The sequence below is a fragment of the Oleiharenicola lentus genome (assembly GCF_004118375.1).
In the GTDB taxonomy this organism is placed as follows: Bacteria; Verrucomicrobiota; Verrucomicrobiia; order Opitutales; family Opitutaceae; genus Lacunisphaera; species Lacunisphaera lenta.
Genome location: NZ_SDHX01000002.1, coordinates 1,227,394 through 1,242,545 on the forward strand (window position 1 = coordinate 1,227,394; position 15,152 = coordinate 1,242,545).

Annotated in this window: 10 protein-coding genes; 2 read left to right on the forward strand and 8 right to left on the reverse strand. The window is 65.8% G+C overall.

All coding sequences use genetic code 11. The annotated features are described in order from the left end of the window. Position 1 precedes the first annotated feature (1 nt). From ESB00_RS18750 to ESB00_RS18760, 3 genes are all read right to left on the reverse strand, one after another. The gene (locus ESB00_RS18750; RefSeq protein WP_129049703.1) at positions 2 to 604 is read right to left on the reverse strand and encodes a response regulator; all 603 of its coding nucleotides are present in this window, start codon (positions 602 to 604) and stop codon (positions 2 to 4) included. Continuing rightward, the gene (locus tag ESB00_RS18755; protein WP_129049705.1) at positions 601 to 5,754 is read right to left on the reverse strand and encodes a PAS domain S-box protein; all 5,154 of its coding nucleotides are present in this window, start codon (positions 5,752 to 5,754) and stop codon (positions 601 to 603) included. The genes ESB00_RS18750 and ESB00_RS18755 overlap by 4 nt, the downstream gene beginning before the upstream one ends. 81 nt (positions 5,755 to 5,835) lie before the next feature. Beyond that, positions 5,836 to 8,067 carry a thioredoxin domain-containing protein gene (locus tag ESB00_RS18760; RefSeq protein ID WP_129049707.1) on the reverse strand — a complete coding sequence of 744 codons (2,232 nt, stop codon included), beginning with the start codon at positions 8,065 to 8,067 and terminating at the stop codon, positions 5,836 to 5,838. 87 nt (positions 8,068 to 8,154) lie between these two features. On the opposite strand from ESB00_RS18760, the gene ESB00_RS18765 reads away from it, so the two are divergent. Further along, on the forward strand, positions 8,155 to 10,017 hold the full coding sequence (locus ESB00_RS18765; RefSeq protein WP_129049708.1) for an ABC-F family ATP-binding cassette domain-containing protein: 1,863 nt from the start codon (positions 8,155 to 8,157) through the stop codon (positions 10,015 to 10,017). A gap of 165 nt (positions 10,018 to 10,182) precedes the next feature. On the opposite strand, the gene ESB00_RS18770 is transcribed toward ESB00_RS18765, so the two are convergent. Then, complete coding sequence (locus tag ESB00_RS18770; RefSeq protein ID WP_129049709.1) at positions 10,183 to 11,040, reverse strand: DNA alkylation repair protein; 858 nt, start codon at positions 11,038 to 11,040, stop codon at positions 10,183 to 10,185. A gap of 102 nt (positions 11,041 to 11,142) precedes the next feature. Here ESB00_RS18770 and ESB00_RS18775 point away from each other — a divergent pair, with 102 nt between their 5' ends. Then, entirely contained in the window at positions 11,143 to 11,814 is a 672-nt protein-coding gene (locus ESB00_RS18775) for a GNAT family N-acetyltransferase (RefSeq protein ID WP_129049711.1), read from the forward strand. Positions 11,815 to 11,817: 3 nt separating this feature from the next. Here the strand turns inward: ESB00_RS18775 and ESB00_RS18780 are convergent, their stop codons facing one another. The 4 genes from ESB00_RS18780 to ESB00_RS18795 all read right to left on the reverse strand — a co-directional run bounded on the left by ESB00_RS18780 (position 11,818) and on the right by ESB00_RS18795 (position 15,149). Beyond that, a complete protein-coding gene (locus ESB00_RS18780; RefSeq protein ID WP_129049713.1) occupies positions 11,818 to 12,153 on the reverse strand; it encodes an antibiotic biosynthesis monooxygenase family protein in 336 nt (111 codons plus the stop codon). Beyond that, complete coding sequence (locus tag ESB00_RS18785; protein WP_129049715.1) at positions 12,150 to 12,929, reverse strand: class I SAM-dependent methyltransferase; 780 nt, start codon at positions 12,927 to 12,929, stop codon at positions 12,150 to 12,152. The genes ESB00_RS18780 and ESB00_RS18785 overlap by 4 nt, the downstream gene beginning before the upstream one ends. A 346-nt stretch (positions 12,930 to 13,275) precedes the next feature. Further along, positions 13,276 to 13,785, reverse strand: a complete 510-nt coding sequence (locus ESB00_RS18790) for a hypothetical protein (RefSeq protein ID WP_129049718.1) — start codon at positions 13,783 to 13,785, stop codon at positions 13,276 to 13,278. A 143-nt stretch (positions 13,786 to 13,928) separates the two neighbouring features. Then, complete coding sequence (locus ESB00_RS18795) at positions 13,929 to 15,149, reverse strand: ABC transporter permease (RefSeq protein WP_164976316.1); 1,221 nt, start codon at positions 15,147 to 15,149, stop codon at positions 13,929 to 13,931. Positions 15,150 to 15,152: the final 3 nt, after the last annotated feature.

The window sequence follows — 15,152 nt, forward strand, 5'->3', positions numbered from 1 at the left end:
CCTATTTCTGCACGCGGGTTACCTGTGGATACGGCGGCGGCTCGACGCCGAGTTTCTGCATCTGCGGCACGAGCACGCGGTCGTAGCAGTCGGGGCACACGCCGTGGCTGAACTCCGAGCCGGTCTGCTTGCCGATGTATTCCTCGACCTGGCTCCAGTAATTGTGGTCGTCGCGCATTTTCCGGCAGTAGCCGCAGATCGGGATGATCTGCTGCAGCTGTCGCACCTGGGTCGCGTAATTCAGGATGCGCTCGGCCACGCGGAGGCGGGCGCGCAGTTCCGCCGTCGTGACCGGCTTGGCGAGAAAGTCGTCCACGCCGGCCTCCATGGCACGGTCGAGGTTCTCCGAGCGGTTGGCCGAATTCGAGAGCAGGATGAAATAGGTGTAGTCGCCGCCCTGTTCGCGCACGCGCCGGCACAGCTCCAGGCCGTCGAGCTCCGGCATCATCCAATCACTGATGACCAGGCGGTGGGGCGACTCCAGAAAGCGCTGCCAGGCCGCGCGACCGTCCGCGGCCATCGTGACCTCCTGTCCGAGGGACTTGAGCGAGGCTTCCAGGACCGCGCCAGCGATCGGATCATCCTCAACGACGAGAATCTTCATGCGTGATTGGCGGGAACCAGCCCGCTGAGGGCTTGTTGGACCGGAATCCACTCCCGGTCAAGGTCGTCGAGCTGCCGGCTGACCTGCGTCCAGTCGCCGGCCTCCGCCGACTTCTCCACTTCCAGCAGCAGGGCGCGGAGCTTCCGGGCGCCGAGATTGGCGGCGGCACCCGCCAGGCGGTGGGCGGTCTGCACGACCGGACGCGCGGCCTGCGCGGAGACCTGCCGGCGCAATTCGGCCAACCCGGCCGGCACTTCCTGGAGCGCCATGCTCGCCAGCTCGTCCAGCAGCCGCGGGCCTTTCCGGCCCGGCAAGGAGCGCAGCTGCGCCAGCTGGGCTTCATCGAGGATGGCGGTGGGCGGACTCGGCGGCGCCGGCGGCTCGGGCACCGGCACGACGAAGCCGATGCCCAGGCGCTGCAGGATCGGCTGGAGATTCTCGAAGCGCACCGGTTTCGAGAGATAGTCATCCATGCCCGCCTCGAGGCATTTCTCGCGATCGCTCGCCATCGCATGGGCCGTGAGCGCCACGATGGGAACAGTCTCGTTGTCCGGACCGGCCGCCCCGGTGCGAATCAGGCGCGTGGCCTCGTAGCCGTCCATGCGCGGCATCTGGCAGTCCATGAGGACGAGGGAATAATTTTCCCGGCTCAGTTCCTCGATGACCGCCATGCCGTCGCCCACGAGTTTGAAGTTAACCCCCATCTTCGTGAGGAGCAGACGCATCACCAGCTGGTTGGCGTGCTGATCCTCGGCCACCAGCAGCCGGGCCGACGGCAGGGCCGGTACCACGGCAGGCTTGGGCTCGGCCGGGGCCAGGGGCGAGGTTGCGAGCTCCAGCTCCAGCTCAAACCAGAAAACCGATCCTTCCCCGGGCCGGCTCTCGCAACCGATCCGGCCGCTCATGAGCTCGATCAGCTGGCGGGAGATGGCCAGGCCGAGACCCGTGCCACCGAAGCGGCGCGTGCTCGAACCGTCGGCCTGGACGAAAGGTTGGAAGAGGCGGTCAATCTGGTCCGGCGGGATGCCGATGCCCGTGTCCCGGACTTCCACGCGAAACGCGTAACGCCCGGCCCGGGCGGAGTCCAGGGGCCGCACCACCAGCGTCACGGAGCCGCGCTCGGTGAACTTCACGGCGTTGCCCAGCAGGTTCACCAGCACCTGCTGGATGCGGCCGGGATCACCGCAGAGGCGCGCAGGCAGGTCGTCGGGCAATTCGCTTTGCAGGGAGATCCGGCCGCTCACGGCGCGGGGCACCATCAGGGCCATGGCCTGCTCCAGCTGTTCGGCCAGGCTGAATTCCTGGGTCGTGAGCCGGAACTTGCCCGCCTCGATCTTCGAGAAATCCAGCAGGTCGTCGATGATGGTGAGCAGGTTGTTGGCGCTCGACTGGATCACCCGGCCCATCTGCCGCTGATCCTCGGTGAGATTGGTGTCCATCAGGAGCTCGGCCATGCCGAGCACGCCGTTCATGGGCGTCCGGATCTCGTGGCTGACGTTGGCCAGGAACTCGGATTTCATCCGCGACGCGGCGACCGCCTCGTCACGGGCCTGGGCCAGGTTGGTCTCCAGCGCCTTCTGCTCGGTGATGTCGTGCTGGATGGCCATGAAATACTCGATCTTCCCCCGGGCGCTGCGAATCGGCTGAACATCGCTGCGGATCCAGTAGGGTACCCCGTCCTTGCGATAGTTTTTCACCTCGACCTGGAACCCTTCCTCCCGGCTGAGACAGGCGCGCATGTGGGCCACCACCGCCGGATCGGTGTCCTTGCCCTGGAGCACCCAGCCCGGAACCTTGCCCTGGATTTCCTCGAAGCGGTAGCCCGTCATGCGGGTGAATCCCTCGTTGACCCAGATGACCCGGCGTGCGGCATCGGTCAGCACCACCGCATTGCTCGTTCTGCTCGCGATGAGCGCCAGCTTGCGCAGCTCCTCATCGGCGGCCCGCTTGGCCGTGATGTCGGAGAAACTGGCCACGACGGATTTCAGGCGGCCGTGTTCGTCGAGCACGGCCTCCGTGTTGACCGTCACCCAAACGCGACTCCCGTCGCCGCGCCGCACGCCCAGAACCACCCCGCGCTGTGGCTGCAAGGTCCGACAGGTGATGGCCGAGGGTATCTGGTCGACGGGGCAGGGACTGCCGTCCTCCTGCAGCAGCTGCCAGCTCGGATCGATTTCGTTCCGACCCAACAGCTGGTCGCGGGTCAGGCCCAGAATCGTTTCCGCCGCGGCATTGCATTCGATGATCCGGCCCGCGGGATCGTGAAGCGCCAGGCCCTCGGCCATGGAGCGGAATACGTCGCTCAGCTGCCGCTGGCTGGCGATCAGCGCCTGCTCGGCGAGATGCCGGGCCGTGATGTCCTCGACTTGCGCAATAAAATGCAGCGGGCTGCCGTCGGGCGATCGCACCACCGTGACGGTCAGCCGCACATTCACGACGTGGCTGTCGCGGTGGAGGTAGCGCTTCTCGATCTGGTAATAGTGGCGGCGGCCGGCCAGCAGTTCCTGCAGGTTGGCCAGGTCCACCTCCAGGTCCTCGGGATGGGTGACATCCTGGAAGGTGCGGGCCAGCAGCTCCTCTTCGCTGTAGCCGAGTAGATTGTGCAGCGCCTGGTTGACCTGCAGCCACCGGCCGTCGGGGGCGACCAGAGCCATGCCGATGCCGGCGTAATCAAAGGCGTTGCGGAATTGCTGTTCGCTCTTGGTCAGGGCTTCGGCCGCCCGCTTGCGATCGGTGACGTCGGTGATCGTGCCCAGGAAGCCCATGATATGGCCGGCCGGGTCGCGCAGCGGCACCGCGGAACCCGCGACCCACCGGGATTCGCCCGTGGGATGCTGGAACCGGTATTCGATGGCCGACTCGCTGCCGCCCTTCAGCAGGCCCATCCAGGCTTTCAACACGTTCCGCCGGTCCTGGGGATGGACGGCCATCGCCCAGTTCTTGCCAATGAATTCACTATCCGGCCGGCCGGTTATCTCGCACCAACGATCGTTGACGTAGAGGCAATGTCCTTTGTCGTCGGTCTGGCAGATGCCGACGGGAGCCAGCTGGGCAAAGGACCGGAACCGCTCTTCCGTAAAACGCAGGGCTTCCTCCGCCAGCTTGCGGTCGGTGACATCGGTGGCGACGCCCACGAGCCAGAACCGGCCGGACTCCTGCCGCCGGATGGCCACCGCTTCCCGCAGCCATGTGGTCTGGCCGTCCCGGATCACGCGGAACTCCTGCACGTAGCCGGCATCGCCGCGCTCCATGGCCGCCCGGCTGGCCCGGTTCATCTCCTCCTGCTCCGGGATTTGAAAACGATACCAAAGACCCGCTCCTTGCTCGATGCCGTATTGCTGGGTCAGGCGGTGGTAGAGACCGGAGGGATAGACTGACATCTGCCAGTTCCAGTCGTCAGGTTTGAGGGCGACTTGGGCCTCCCACACGAGACAGTCCGCATGGCCGAGCACCTCGCCCAGTTTCTTTTCGCTGGCCTGCAGGGCGATCTGCGCCCGCTTCTTCTCGGTCAGGTCCTGGGCGACGCCGAGAAATCCCGTGATCCGACCCTCGTTGTCCCGCAGGGCCGTGACACTCAGCTGCACGGGGAAACGCGTGCCATCCTTGCGCACATACGTCCATTCACGCTCGTCCACCTGGCCGTCGCGGGCGCGGGCCACGAACACTTCAAAACCCGGCTCGATCCTCCGGCCCAGGCGGGCCGACAGCTCCGCGGCGTGGGCGGCCACCTCCCCGTAAACGTGGATGATCTCGGGGGAGCGGAGACCGACCATTTCCTCGCGGCTGTAGCCCAGCATCAGCTCGGCCCCGCGGTTGAATTCGCGAATCGTGCCATCGGGCTCGGTGGCGATCACCGACAAGACGGTGCCGTCGAGCACGGCGCGCTGCAGCGCACTCACCTCCTGCAGGCCGTGCTCCGCGCGCTGGCGGGCGCGGGCCGCCTGGAAGGAGAGCAGGCTGGTGGCCACCATCATCAGCGCCACCATCAGGCCGCCGGCGCCGAGGGCCACGCGGATGTTGGTTTCCAGCACTTGCTGCATCCCGACGCTCCGGCGGTGCCGGGTGTCCTCTTCAGCCAACATCGCCGCGGCCAGGCGCACCAGGCGGCTGGTACGATCCTGGGGCAGCGAGGCCAGAAAATTGGCGGCCGCGGTCAGACCCTCCGTCGCGCGAAGGTTCACCAGTTTTTCCGCGGCCTCGATCTTCTCCCGGGTGAGTGTCCGCAGCTCCTCCAGGTCGGCCTCCTTGCCGGGCAGCGGCAGCAGCAGAGCCGGCAGGCTGTCGAGCTCCCGCCGCATCTCCGCCGCATGCACGTCCACCCGGTTGCCGAAGTCGGATGCGCCGGTCAGGGCATAGGCCCGGGCGGTTGATTCCATGCGGGCAACCCGGGAAATCAGACTGTTGATCGCCGCCCGGGCCTCCTGCGCTTGCGCGATCTCGTGGTTGGTTTCGATCAGCAGGCGGTTGCCCACAACCATGTAAACCGCAATGCAGGTGATGAACGCGGCGGAAAGTCCCGCCAAGAGGCGCGGGGCGCCGTCCCCCTTCAGCTTCCGGCGCCAGTCGATCTGGGCGCCTCCCAGCAGCATGAAACCGCAGGCCAGCGGCAGGCCCATGTTGCGGGAGTGGATGTCGTCACCATAAAACAGGATGATCGTCGCGTAGTGCACCAACGGCAGAAACCCGGTGCCGAACACGAAGCCCGCGGCGAACCGTTCCCCGTCCCGCGAAAACCAGCGGGTGTCCGCCAGACTCAGGCCGATGCCGGCCAGGAGAAAGGCGACCGCGCTGTGCGGCGCCATGCGCCCGGAGACCCACATGTAGGATTCGGGATGCACCCAGAACAGCCGGCTGATCCAGCCGATCCAGCCCGTGAAAAGATCAATGAGCACCGCGGCGCCCAGCAGGAGCAGAAAAACTCCGGCCACCCGTGCGCTTCGCTTCAGCCCAGCGCTGCGCGCCAGCAATCCCGCCGCGCCCACGATGAGCCCCACCGCCGCATTCATCGTCGTGTCCATGGAGCGGGGCGCCCATTGCCGCGCCCAAGGCCAGTCCATCACCCATCCCGCCACGACCACGAGGCCAATGATCAAGATGAGGCTGGCGCAGGAGCGCAGCCACGGAAGGGATGCCGTGGGCGAGGGTGACACGGGAGGGTGTCGCCTAGAATCGGCACAATTTACGGACTGTAAAGCCGACTCCTGCCACAAAGCCTCGTCAACAGCGGGCGGTCAGCCCGGTCCCAGCAGCTGCCGCAAGGCCGCGGCGTCCGTCACCGGCGCCTGACAGGCAAAATTCTCGCAGAGATAGGCCGTGACCTTGCCGTCCACGGGCTTCATCTCCGCCAGATAGGGCCGTTTGGCGCTCAACCAAACCTGACCGCTCCCGGCGTCGGCACAGAGCAAGGCCCGACGCGGTCCAAGTTTGGCGTGCAGCACGGCAGCAATCGCCCCGAAGCCGGGAGAACGCGGATCGCCGGCCAGCACCACGGTGCGCGGCTCGGTCAACGCAAGTTCCACCGCACCCAGCATCTGCGGCAAGGCCTGCGGCAGCCGGCTCCAGCGCGGCCGGAAGGCCTCGATGGTCTGCAGCGCCCGCTCGCGGTAGCTTGGAGGCGGACTGCCCCCACCCCGCGTCAATGCTGCCTCGCCTCCACCTCCCAGCATCCAATCGAGCCGAATAAGGTTCAGCGCCGCCACCGAGTTGGCCGCCGGTTCCGCACCGTCGTAATCCTCCTTCAAGCGCACGATGAGGGCGGAATCGTCGGCGCGGGAGTTGAAGTAGCCGCCGAGCTCCGGGTCCCAGAAAAGTTCGTCCATCTTCGCCTGCAACTGCTCCGCCCATTGCAGCCAGCGGAGCTCGAAACCCGCCTCGTAGAGATCGAGCAGGCCTTGGATCAGATGGGCGTAATCCTCGGCGAAACCGGGAATGCTGCTGCGCCCCTCACGCCAGCTGCGGTAGAGCAGGCCGGAGGTGGCGGCGTAAAGTTCGCGCTGGATAAACTCAGCCGCGCGGGTGGCGGCGGCCAGACGTTCCGGTTCGCCCAGCACCTGCGCCCCCCGCGCCAGCGCGGAGATCATCAGGCCGTTCCACGCGGTGAGAATCTTGTCGTCGAGGTGCGGGCGCGGACGTTTGGCGCGGATCGCTCGCAGCTTTTCGAGGCAGGCCAGCAGCTTCTGCTCGGCGTCGGCGACCGGCAGCTTGAACTGCTCGGCCGTGCGCGCCAGCGGACGCAACTGCCGCAGGACGTTCTTGCCGCCGAATTCGCCGTGCGGGTCGTGCGCGACGTTGCCCTCGGGTTTCACGTCGTAGTGCGCGCAGAAAAATTCCGCGTCCGCGCCCAGCACGGCCTCCAGCTCCGGCTTGGTCCAGACGTAGAACGCCCCCTCGGCGTGTTCAGGCTGCTTGTCACTTGATCGTTGATCCTTGTCACTTCGCGACGGCTCCGGCGTTGCGCTGTCGGCATCTTCGGCGGAGTAAAACCCGCCCTGCGGGCTGGTGAGATCGCGGCCCACGTAATCGAAAACCCCGCGAGCCACCCAGCCGAAGACCGGCAGGCCGGTCGCCTGCTGCGCCTCGAGCAGGTTCATCGCGATCAGCGCCTGGTCGTAGAGCATCTTCTCGAAATGCGGCACATGCCACTGCTCGTCCACCGAGTAGCGGTGGAAACCGCCGCCGATCACGTCGTGCAAACCGCCCTCGATCATGCGCTGCAGCGTGGTGGCCGTCATCCCGATGGCCTCCTGCCCGAGGTCGCTGTCCACGCCCTGCAACACCGCCGAGCGGAGCAGGAAGTCGAGGATCGAGGCGCGCGGAAACTTTGGCGCGCCGCCGAACCCGCCCCAGCGCGCGTCGTGCGACTCGTAGAAATACTGGAAGCCCCTCTCGAAGGCCTCGCCCGCCTCCTCGTGCAGCGGCTTCGACGCATCCGGCGCGCGCTCCTCCTGCGGCGGCCCTTCGCTCGCATACCGTTTCAACGCCTGCACGACCTCCTCGGCGCCGTGCTCGATCTTCGGCCGCTGCTGCTGCCAGTGCAGGGCGATGGTGTTGAGCAGCGTGATGAAGCCCGGACGCCCGTGCCGGTCGTCCTTCGGGAAATACGTGCCGCCGTAGAACGGTTTGCCCTCGGGCGTGAGCCATACGCTCATCGGCCAGCCGCCGTGGCCGGTCGTGTGCTGCACGTAGGTCATGTAAACCCGGTCGAGGTCGGGCCGCTCCTCGCGATCCACCTTCACCGGCACGAAATCGCGGTTCAGGATCTCGGCCACCCCCGCATCCTCGAACGACTCGTGCGCCATCACATGGCACCAGTGGCAGGTCGAGTAGCCGATGCTCAGGAAAACCGGTTTTCCCTCGGCCCGGGCCTTCGCCAGTGCTTCATCACCCCACGGCAGCCAAGCCACGGGATTGTCGGCGTGCTGACGCAGGTAGGGCGATTTTTCGGCGGCGAGGCGGTTGGGCATGATCGTAAAGACGCCCATTTCAGCCCCTTAGCAAAGCGAATGTTTTGGTTGCAGAGTCCGCCGCAAACCGGCTCATTCGCGGGTTCCATGCTGACCCTTGCCAACGTCGCCAAGTCCTACGGCACCCGTGAACTCTTCTCGGAGGTGTCACTGTTTGTGGCGCGCACGGACCGTTTCGGCCTCGTGGGTCCCAACGGCGCGGGCAAGTCCACCCTCTTCAACCTCATCCTCGGCGAGGAGCAGCCCGACGAGGGCACGATCGAATGGGAGCGCGGCGCGGACTTCGGCTTCCTCCCGCAGGAAAGCGCGCCGGTCGGCGACGAGTCCATCCTCCACATCGCCACCAGCGGCAAGAAGCTCGAGCCCGAGAACGACGACGATTACGACATCGACTGGACGCTCGAGCCGCGCGCCAAGAAGATCCTCGCCGGCCTCGGTTTCCGCGAGGACGACTACCTCAAGCAGGCCAAGTCCTTCTCCGGCGGCTGGGTCATGCGCGCCCACCTCGCCCGCCTGCTCGTGAGCGAGCCCGCTCTGCTCATGCTCGACGAGCCGACCAACCACCTCGATCTCGAGGCGCTGCTCTGGTTCCAGGACTATCTCACGCGCTACCCGGGCGGCCTCGTCATCATCTCGCACGACCGCGAGTTCCTCAACGTCCTCTGCAACGGCATCCTCGAACTCAAGAGCGGCACGCTCAACAAATACACGGGCAACTACGACGACTACCTGAACGAGAAGGACGCCCGCAAGGAGCAGCAGGCCGCGCTCTTCAAGAACCAGCAGCGTGAAATCGCCCACCTCCAGAAGTTCGTGGACCGCTTCGGCGCCAAGGCCTCGATGGCTTCGCGCGCCAAGTCCAAGGAGAAGCAGATCGAGCGCCTCAAGGACGTCGCCGTCGAGGAGCCCTGGGAGGACCTCAAGAAGATCAATTTCCGCTTTCCACAGCCGCCGCGTTCCGGCCTGAAGGTGATGAACCTCAAGAACGTCCATCAGGCCTACGGCGACCACGTCGTCTATCAGGACCTGAACTTCGAGGTCGAGCGCGGCCAGAAGATCGTGCTCGTCGGCCCCAACGGCGCCGGCAAGTCCACGCTCCTGAAAATCCTCGCCGACGTGATTCCCATCCAGGGCGGCACGCGCGAACTCGGCAGCAACGTTTATCCCGGCTACTTCGCGCAGAACCGCGGGGACAACGTGAAGCTCGACCTCACGGTCCTCGAGAACGTGATGGAGCTGCGCACGAACGAAAACCAGCTCACCGAGCAGCAGGCCCGCGCCGTGCTCGGCGGCTTCCTCTTCCGCAAGGACGACGTCTTCAAGAAAGCCTCCGTGCTCTCCGGTGGCGAGAAGTCGCGCCTCGCCCTCGCCCGCCTGCTCGTCAACCCGCCGAACCTGCTGCTGATGGACGAGCCGACGACCCACCTCGACATCCCGTCCATTGATGCACTGGTCAACGCCCTCAAGAGCTACGAGGGCACGCTGATCTTCATCAGCCACGACGTGTATTTCATCCGCACACTCGCGCAGAGCGTGCTGCATGTGCACAGCGGCCGGCTCACGCCCTACGCCGGCAACTACGATTACTACCTCGAAAAGTCCAAGGCCGCCAATGCCCGCGCCGCGCTGACCGCCGGCTTCACCGACGCCCGTCCGAAACAGGCCGCCGCCGCGCCTGCGCCCAAGCCCCAGCCTGCGGCCGCGAAACCCTCCCCCGCCGACTTGAAAAAGCTCCGCACCGAGGTGAGCGCGCTGGAGAAGAAAGTTTCCGAGCTCGAGGCCAAGCAAAACGAGATCACCGCCGCGCTCGAGGCGCCTGAGACCTATGCCGACAAGGGCAAGTTCCACCACCTGAACAAGGAGCTCAGCTCCATCGTGGACCAGCTGACCCACGCCTCCGCCGAGTGGGAGAAAGCTGCGACGAAACTGTCGGAGCTGGAGAAGGCTTAGGACTCGATCGCAATTCCGCCGGTTTTCTGGATCGGTCTCCGCACCCACCGCACCCGGTCTGCCCAAGGGGTTCCCTCTGTAGGATTGGGCCTTGGCCCGACCTCGCAGCCGAGGTCGCCGCAAGCCGCGACCCGACACCAAACCGACAGGCTTACGCGATAGTCCTTACCCCGCCGCCGCCAGCTTCCGCAGCCGCAGCGCGGCTTTTACGCCCTTCTTGGCGGGATGCCGCACCGCGTGCCGGATGAGCCATTTCCGGTTCTCGTCCGCACCCTCGGCCCAGCGCTCGCAAAGCTCAAACGCTAGCGCCGGATGATCCTTGGCGATGTCACCGACATGATTCGCCACGCTGCGGCGCACGTAGAGTTCTGAATCGTCCTTGAGCGCTTCCAAGATGGGCAGCACCGGCCGCGGATCCTGCACGAAGGCCGGAATCCGCATTGCCCAAGGTAGGCGCGGCCGCGATCCCTCGCTGCACAGCCGCCGCACATGCGGATCGGGATCGCGGGTCCACTCCCTCAGCCGCGCCAGCGTGCGTTCCGGCCACTTGATCAGGAACGGCCGGATCGAAAACTCCGCCGAAAACCGGCGCGTGATCTCGTATTGCGCGCGCATCGATGCCTCGAACGGATCGCGCCCGCCGTTTTTCGCCGGGTCGAGCCCGTAGGTCGCCACAAACGAGACGTGCGGCAGGTAAAAGAATCCGGCCAGCCCGTTGCCCTCGGTCTCGCTCAGCGACGGCGTGAGCGAACGCACCAGCACCGCCACCGCCTGCTCGTAGCGCGCCGGCAGATGCCGCCGCAACACCTTGGCCAAGTGTTGCCCGCGGGCGAGAATCGCCAGCGGCTCAATACCCTCCCGCGCCTCCCGGCGGAAGGCCTTCGCATTCAGGGTGCGGTGCACTCGCGCGAGATTGTGCGCGAGGCAGTCGATCGCCTCCCGGTCGAGCAGGGTCTTCAGCGTGCTGCCGGTTTCGATCGTGCCGGGGGCGGCCGGCAAACGGGGTAGGGATCGGGAAGACATGGCAAAGGCGGTAGTTTATCAGACCATGCGACAACCCTGTGTCAGGAGGAAAGCAAGTTGCAGCCCGGTCAGGTCCGGACAAGCTCCGCTCACCTCCCGGGCATGAACCTCCTCGACAACATCATCTGGCACGCCTTGTCGGGGCCACAGGCGAATGTCTCCACCGGCACGGAGCGCGCCCGGCGTTTCGCCCCGGGGTTTTCGCCCATCCTCGGTTTCGCCAACGCCGCGCAGCCGGTGTTCGCCGACCTGATTCCTTTCTGCGGACCCGACGAACACTTCTATTGCGGCGGATGGTCCGGTCCCGTCCAACCGGGTTGGAGAATCGAGGAGGAAGCCACGATGTTTCGCATGGTTTGGGCCGGTGAGCCCCCGGCGAAGGATGATGCACCCGATGCCGTGCTGCTGGGTCCGAATCACTCGCGGCCCGCCCTGGAGCTGGCCATGCTCACCCACCCCGGCCCGTTCGGGCCGCGCACGATCGAGCTCGGCGACTATTTCGGCATTTTCGAGGGCCCGCGCCTGGTCGCCATGGCCGGCGAGCGCCTTCAAGCCGGCTCATATCGGGAGATCAGCGGTGTGTGCACCGATCCGGAGTTTCAGGGCCGCGGCCTCGCCCGCCGGCTCATGGGCAAGCTCATCCGCCGCCAGCTGGCCCGGGGCCAGACTCCGATTCTCCATGTGATGCGGGACAATTTTGCCGTCCAGTTCTACGAGCGCCTCGGTTTTCGCAAGCACTGCGAACCGGTCGTGCGCGTGGTGTCGCGAACCTGAGGCCTACGGTTTGCCGTAGGCGCGCTCCACCTTGGCGACGCGCAGCTGATAGTCGGCATACCAAGTCTGCTGTCCGGCGCGCTGGGCGTCCTGATGCGCGGCATTTTGCTTCCACGCGACAATGGAGGCCTCGTCACGCCAGTAGGACACGGTGATGCCGAGACCGTCGGCTCCGCGGGCGCTTTCGGCGCCGAGGTAACCGGGTTGGGTGGCCGCGAGGGCGGCCATGCGTTCGGCCATGGCCTCGTAGCCGCGATCCCCTTCGGTTCGTCGGGTGGTGAAGATCACGGCATAATAGGGCGGCGCAGGCGTGCGGGCCGGGGCTGACGGAGTGCTCATGGGGAACGGGGCTTTAAGACAAGCATGGAGCTGCTGCCCACGAAGAACTCGTAGTTCACCTTGCGCACCTCGCTGGGAATGCCGAGGGCGCCGAGTTCGCCGCGCAGGCGGTCGAGTTCGGCATAGGGCTTGCCGCCGGGGCCGACAAGCGGATGGATGCGCACCTCGCCGGAGCTCACGCGCGCGAGCTCGGCGCAGGCGGCGACGTGCCAGGCAAAGTCGAAGCGCGCGGCATAGATGAAGAGCAGGTGCGCGCAGAGCACGAGGTCGAAGGCGCCGTCGAGAAACGGCAACAGCGGCAGCGACGCGCGCACGTAGCGGCCGTGCCGGACATTGCCCTCGTAATCGGCGAGGAAACGTGACGCCGCGGCCCGCCGGTCCTGTTCAGCGGCATCGAGCGAGGGAAAGCTCTTGAAGCGGAACAGCCGCCGCTTCTCCCGCATTTGCTCGAACATGCGCGCGTAGTCGTCGCGTACCCGCGCGGACAGGTCGGCATGCGACTGGTCGTAGAGGGGGTCCACCGCGACCGCGTCCACGCCGCGTTTGCGCGCCTCGGCGGTGAAGGACGAGGGACCGGCGGCGACATCGAGCACGGCCTTGTCGCGGAGCGCGGCGGGGTCGAGGCCGAAGAACCGGCAGTATTCGTCGAGGGTGCGCCCGAAGAAGGACACGGCCGGCAGGTCCAGCGTGGTCGAGCTCGCCCGGGCCGGCCGAGGGGCGGCAGGTCCGGGCGTTCTTTGGGCTAGTGGAGATGGAGGTGCAACGAGCGTGGGCATGGCATGATGTGGTTTGGTTGGGTGGCGGTTGGGGGTGGAAAAACAAAAAACCCGACTCGGTGGAGTCGGGCTCGGGTGGTGGGAGGTTGGTTTTCTTTTTTCGGCGGCTTCAGTTGGTAGCCGCCTTGTCCTCTTCACGCCGAGCCCGGGTAATGTGCCAAGCACCTTTGACCGCGGCCATTTTGGCGACGGAATTGGAGCAACGGCGGGTGGCGGAAAGAATCACGGACGCGTTGATGGGGCGGTGGCGGCCGGCGCGCAAGCCGGATTTTTCGGGGCAAGCGAAAACCCGGGCCGCACGAGGCGGACCCGGGTGTCAGTCGCTACACACAAATGGTTGCCGGACTCAGGTGGCCTTGCCGATGTGCAGAAGATTTTTGGCGGCCTGGAATGGAGCCATGGTGAAAGAGGGCTTGGCGGGTTTGGCGGCGGCTTCCTCCAAAGCCTTGGTCTTGGCGGCGACCTCGGCTTCACGCACCTTCACCCACGCCTCGCGACGGGCGACTTCCTGCTCGCGGATCATGACCTGCTCCTCGCGGTCCTTGAGGGCGAGACGGTCGTCACTCAGGCCGCGGCGGGCGGCTTCGAGGAGCGCGTGGGCGCGGTTGTATTTCTCCCAAGCCGAGTCGACATCGTTCTGCGTGGGACCGGCGGAAGCCTGCGGGTGGTGCGGAGCCACCGTGGCCTGCGGCGGCCGGGTATTCTGGACCTGATCCACGAGGTTGCGGAGCTTCTGCTCGTATTCGCGCAGGCTGGCCTCCTTCTGGTGCATCGTCTCGATGTCGGTGGAAATCTGGTCGCGCAGTTTTTCCAGGTGCGCGGTTTCCTGAGTGCCGGAGGTGTGTGTAGTGTTCATGGCGATGAGAACGTCACCATAGCAGCAATGTTTCGCTTCGCCTAGAGGCCAGCGGGGCATTTACCCAGCCTTTACCCTTGAAGGACCGTGTTTTACGCATTTGTAAAACACGCTACCCCCGGCCGGCCTTCCGGCCCTCGTTCTCAGGCACGGAAGATCACGTCCTCGCGGTTGAACATCCGCACGCACAGGCCGATGCCGACGGCTGCGATCACGGCGGTGGAACCGAAGATCAATGCCAAGTAGCCCCAGTTCCAGACGCCGGAGAGCATTTCTTTGCACGCCAGGCAGATGTTGAGGATCGGGATCAATGCGGTCTTCGGCCCGAGTTCGATGCCGGGCATCATCCCCATCATCGCCGGCATGAGCACGACGATGATCAACGGCGAGACGTAGCTCTGTGCCTCCTTGTAGCTCTTGGCGAAGAGCGAGATCGTGAGCAGCAGCGCCGCGAAGAGCACGGCCACCGGGGCGATGAGCGCAAAAACCCCCAGGATGCCGGCCGGGTCTATGGTGGGAATGAAACCGCCACCCCCGCCGCCTCCCCCGCCCATGCCTCGTCCGGCGAAGAAACTGCCCGCGAACAGGAGGCTCGCCGAGGTGGAGACCAGCGTGAGCGCCATGGTCGCGACCGATGCCGTCATGACCATGAGGAACTTGCCGAGCACGATGTTCACCCGGTGCACCGGGCTGCAGAGCAGCGTCTCCATCGTGCCGCGTTCCTTTTCACCAGCCGTCAGGTCGATGGCCGGATACATCGCGCCCGTGAAACAGAGGATGATGATCATGTAGGGCACGATGCCACCGATGATGTTGCCGCCGACCTTGGCGGGCGGGGCCACGTTCTCGCGCTTGATCTCGAAGGGATGCACGAAGTCCTTGGAGAGACCTCGCTCCGCGAGACGGGCCTCGACAGTCTTCTCGCGCAGGTCGCGGAAAAAGCGGTCCACCTCGCCGACACCCATGCCGGACTTCATCTCCCCCTGATAGTGGTAGAGCGTGACGGCCTGCGGTTCACCGGATTTCAGCGACGCCTCGAAACCCGGCGGAATCTCGACGGCGAGACGAATCTGCTTTTCCGACACCATCTGCTTGTAGTCGGCGCGCGCCTCGACGACCCGGAACTTCGGATCCGCCTTGAGCGCGGCGACGATGCCGGGCGAATCAGCGCCACCCACGATAACCAGCGCCGTGGCCTCGGCCTGGGCTTTGCGGACAACCTTCGACATCACCAGGCCCGCGCCAAACATGATGATGGGCATGAGCAGCGTGGGCACGACGATCATCGAAATGAGCGTGCGGCGGTCGCGCAGCGAATCCTTCAGCTCCTTGAGATAAACGGTGACGATGGCGTTCCAGTTCATGAT

Bases quoted from the DNA above. Each gene is read 5' to 3' on its own strand.
- ESB00_RS18750 (WP_129049703.1), bottom strand. From the start codon at position 604: ATGAAGATTCTCGTCGTTGAGGATGATCCGATCGCTGGCGCGGTCCTG.
- ESB00_RS18760 (WP_129049707.1), bottom strand. From the start codon at position 8,067: ATGCCCAACCGCCTCGCCGCCGAAAAATCGCCCTACCTGCGTCAGCAC.
- ESB00_RS18765 (WP_129049708.1), top strand. From the start codon at position 8,155: ATGCTGACCCTTGCCAACGTCGCCAAGTCCTACGGCACCCGTGAACTC.
- ESB00_RS18770 (WP_129049709.1), bottom strand. From the start codon at position 11,040: ATGTCTTCCCGATCCCTACCCCGTTTGCCGGCCGCCCCCGGCACGATC.
- ESB00_RS18775 (WP_129049711.1), top strand. From the start codon at position 11,143: ATGAACCTCCTCGACAACATCATCTGGCACGCCTTGTCGGGGCCACAG.
- ESB00_RS18780 (WP_129049713.1), bottom strand. From the start codon at position 12,153: ATGAGCACTCCGTCAGCCCCGGCCCGCACGCCTGCGCCGCCCTATTAT.
- ESB00_RS18785 (WP_129049715.1), bottom strand. From the start codon at position 12,929: ATGCCCACGCTCGTTGCACCTCCATCTCCACTAGCCCAAAGAACGCCC.
- ESB00_RS18790 (WP_129049718.1), bottom strand. From the start codon at position 13,785: ATGAACACTACACACACCTCCGGCACTCAGGAAACCGCGCACCTGGAA.
- ESB00_RS18795 (WP_164976316.1), bottom strand. From the start codon at position 15,149: ATGAACTGGAACGCCATCGTCACCGTTTATCTCAAGGAGCTGAAGGAT.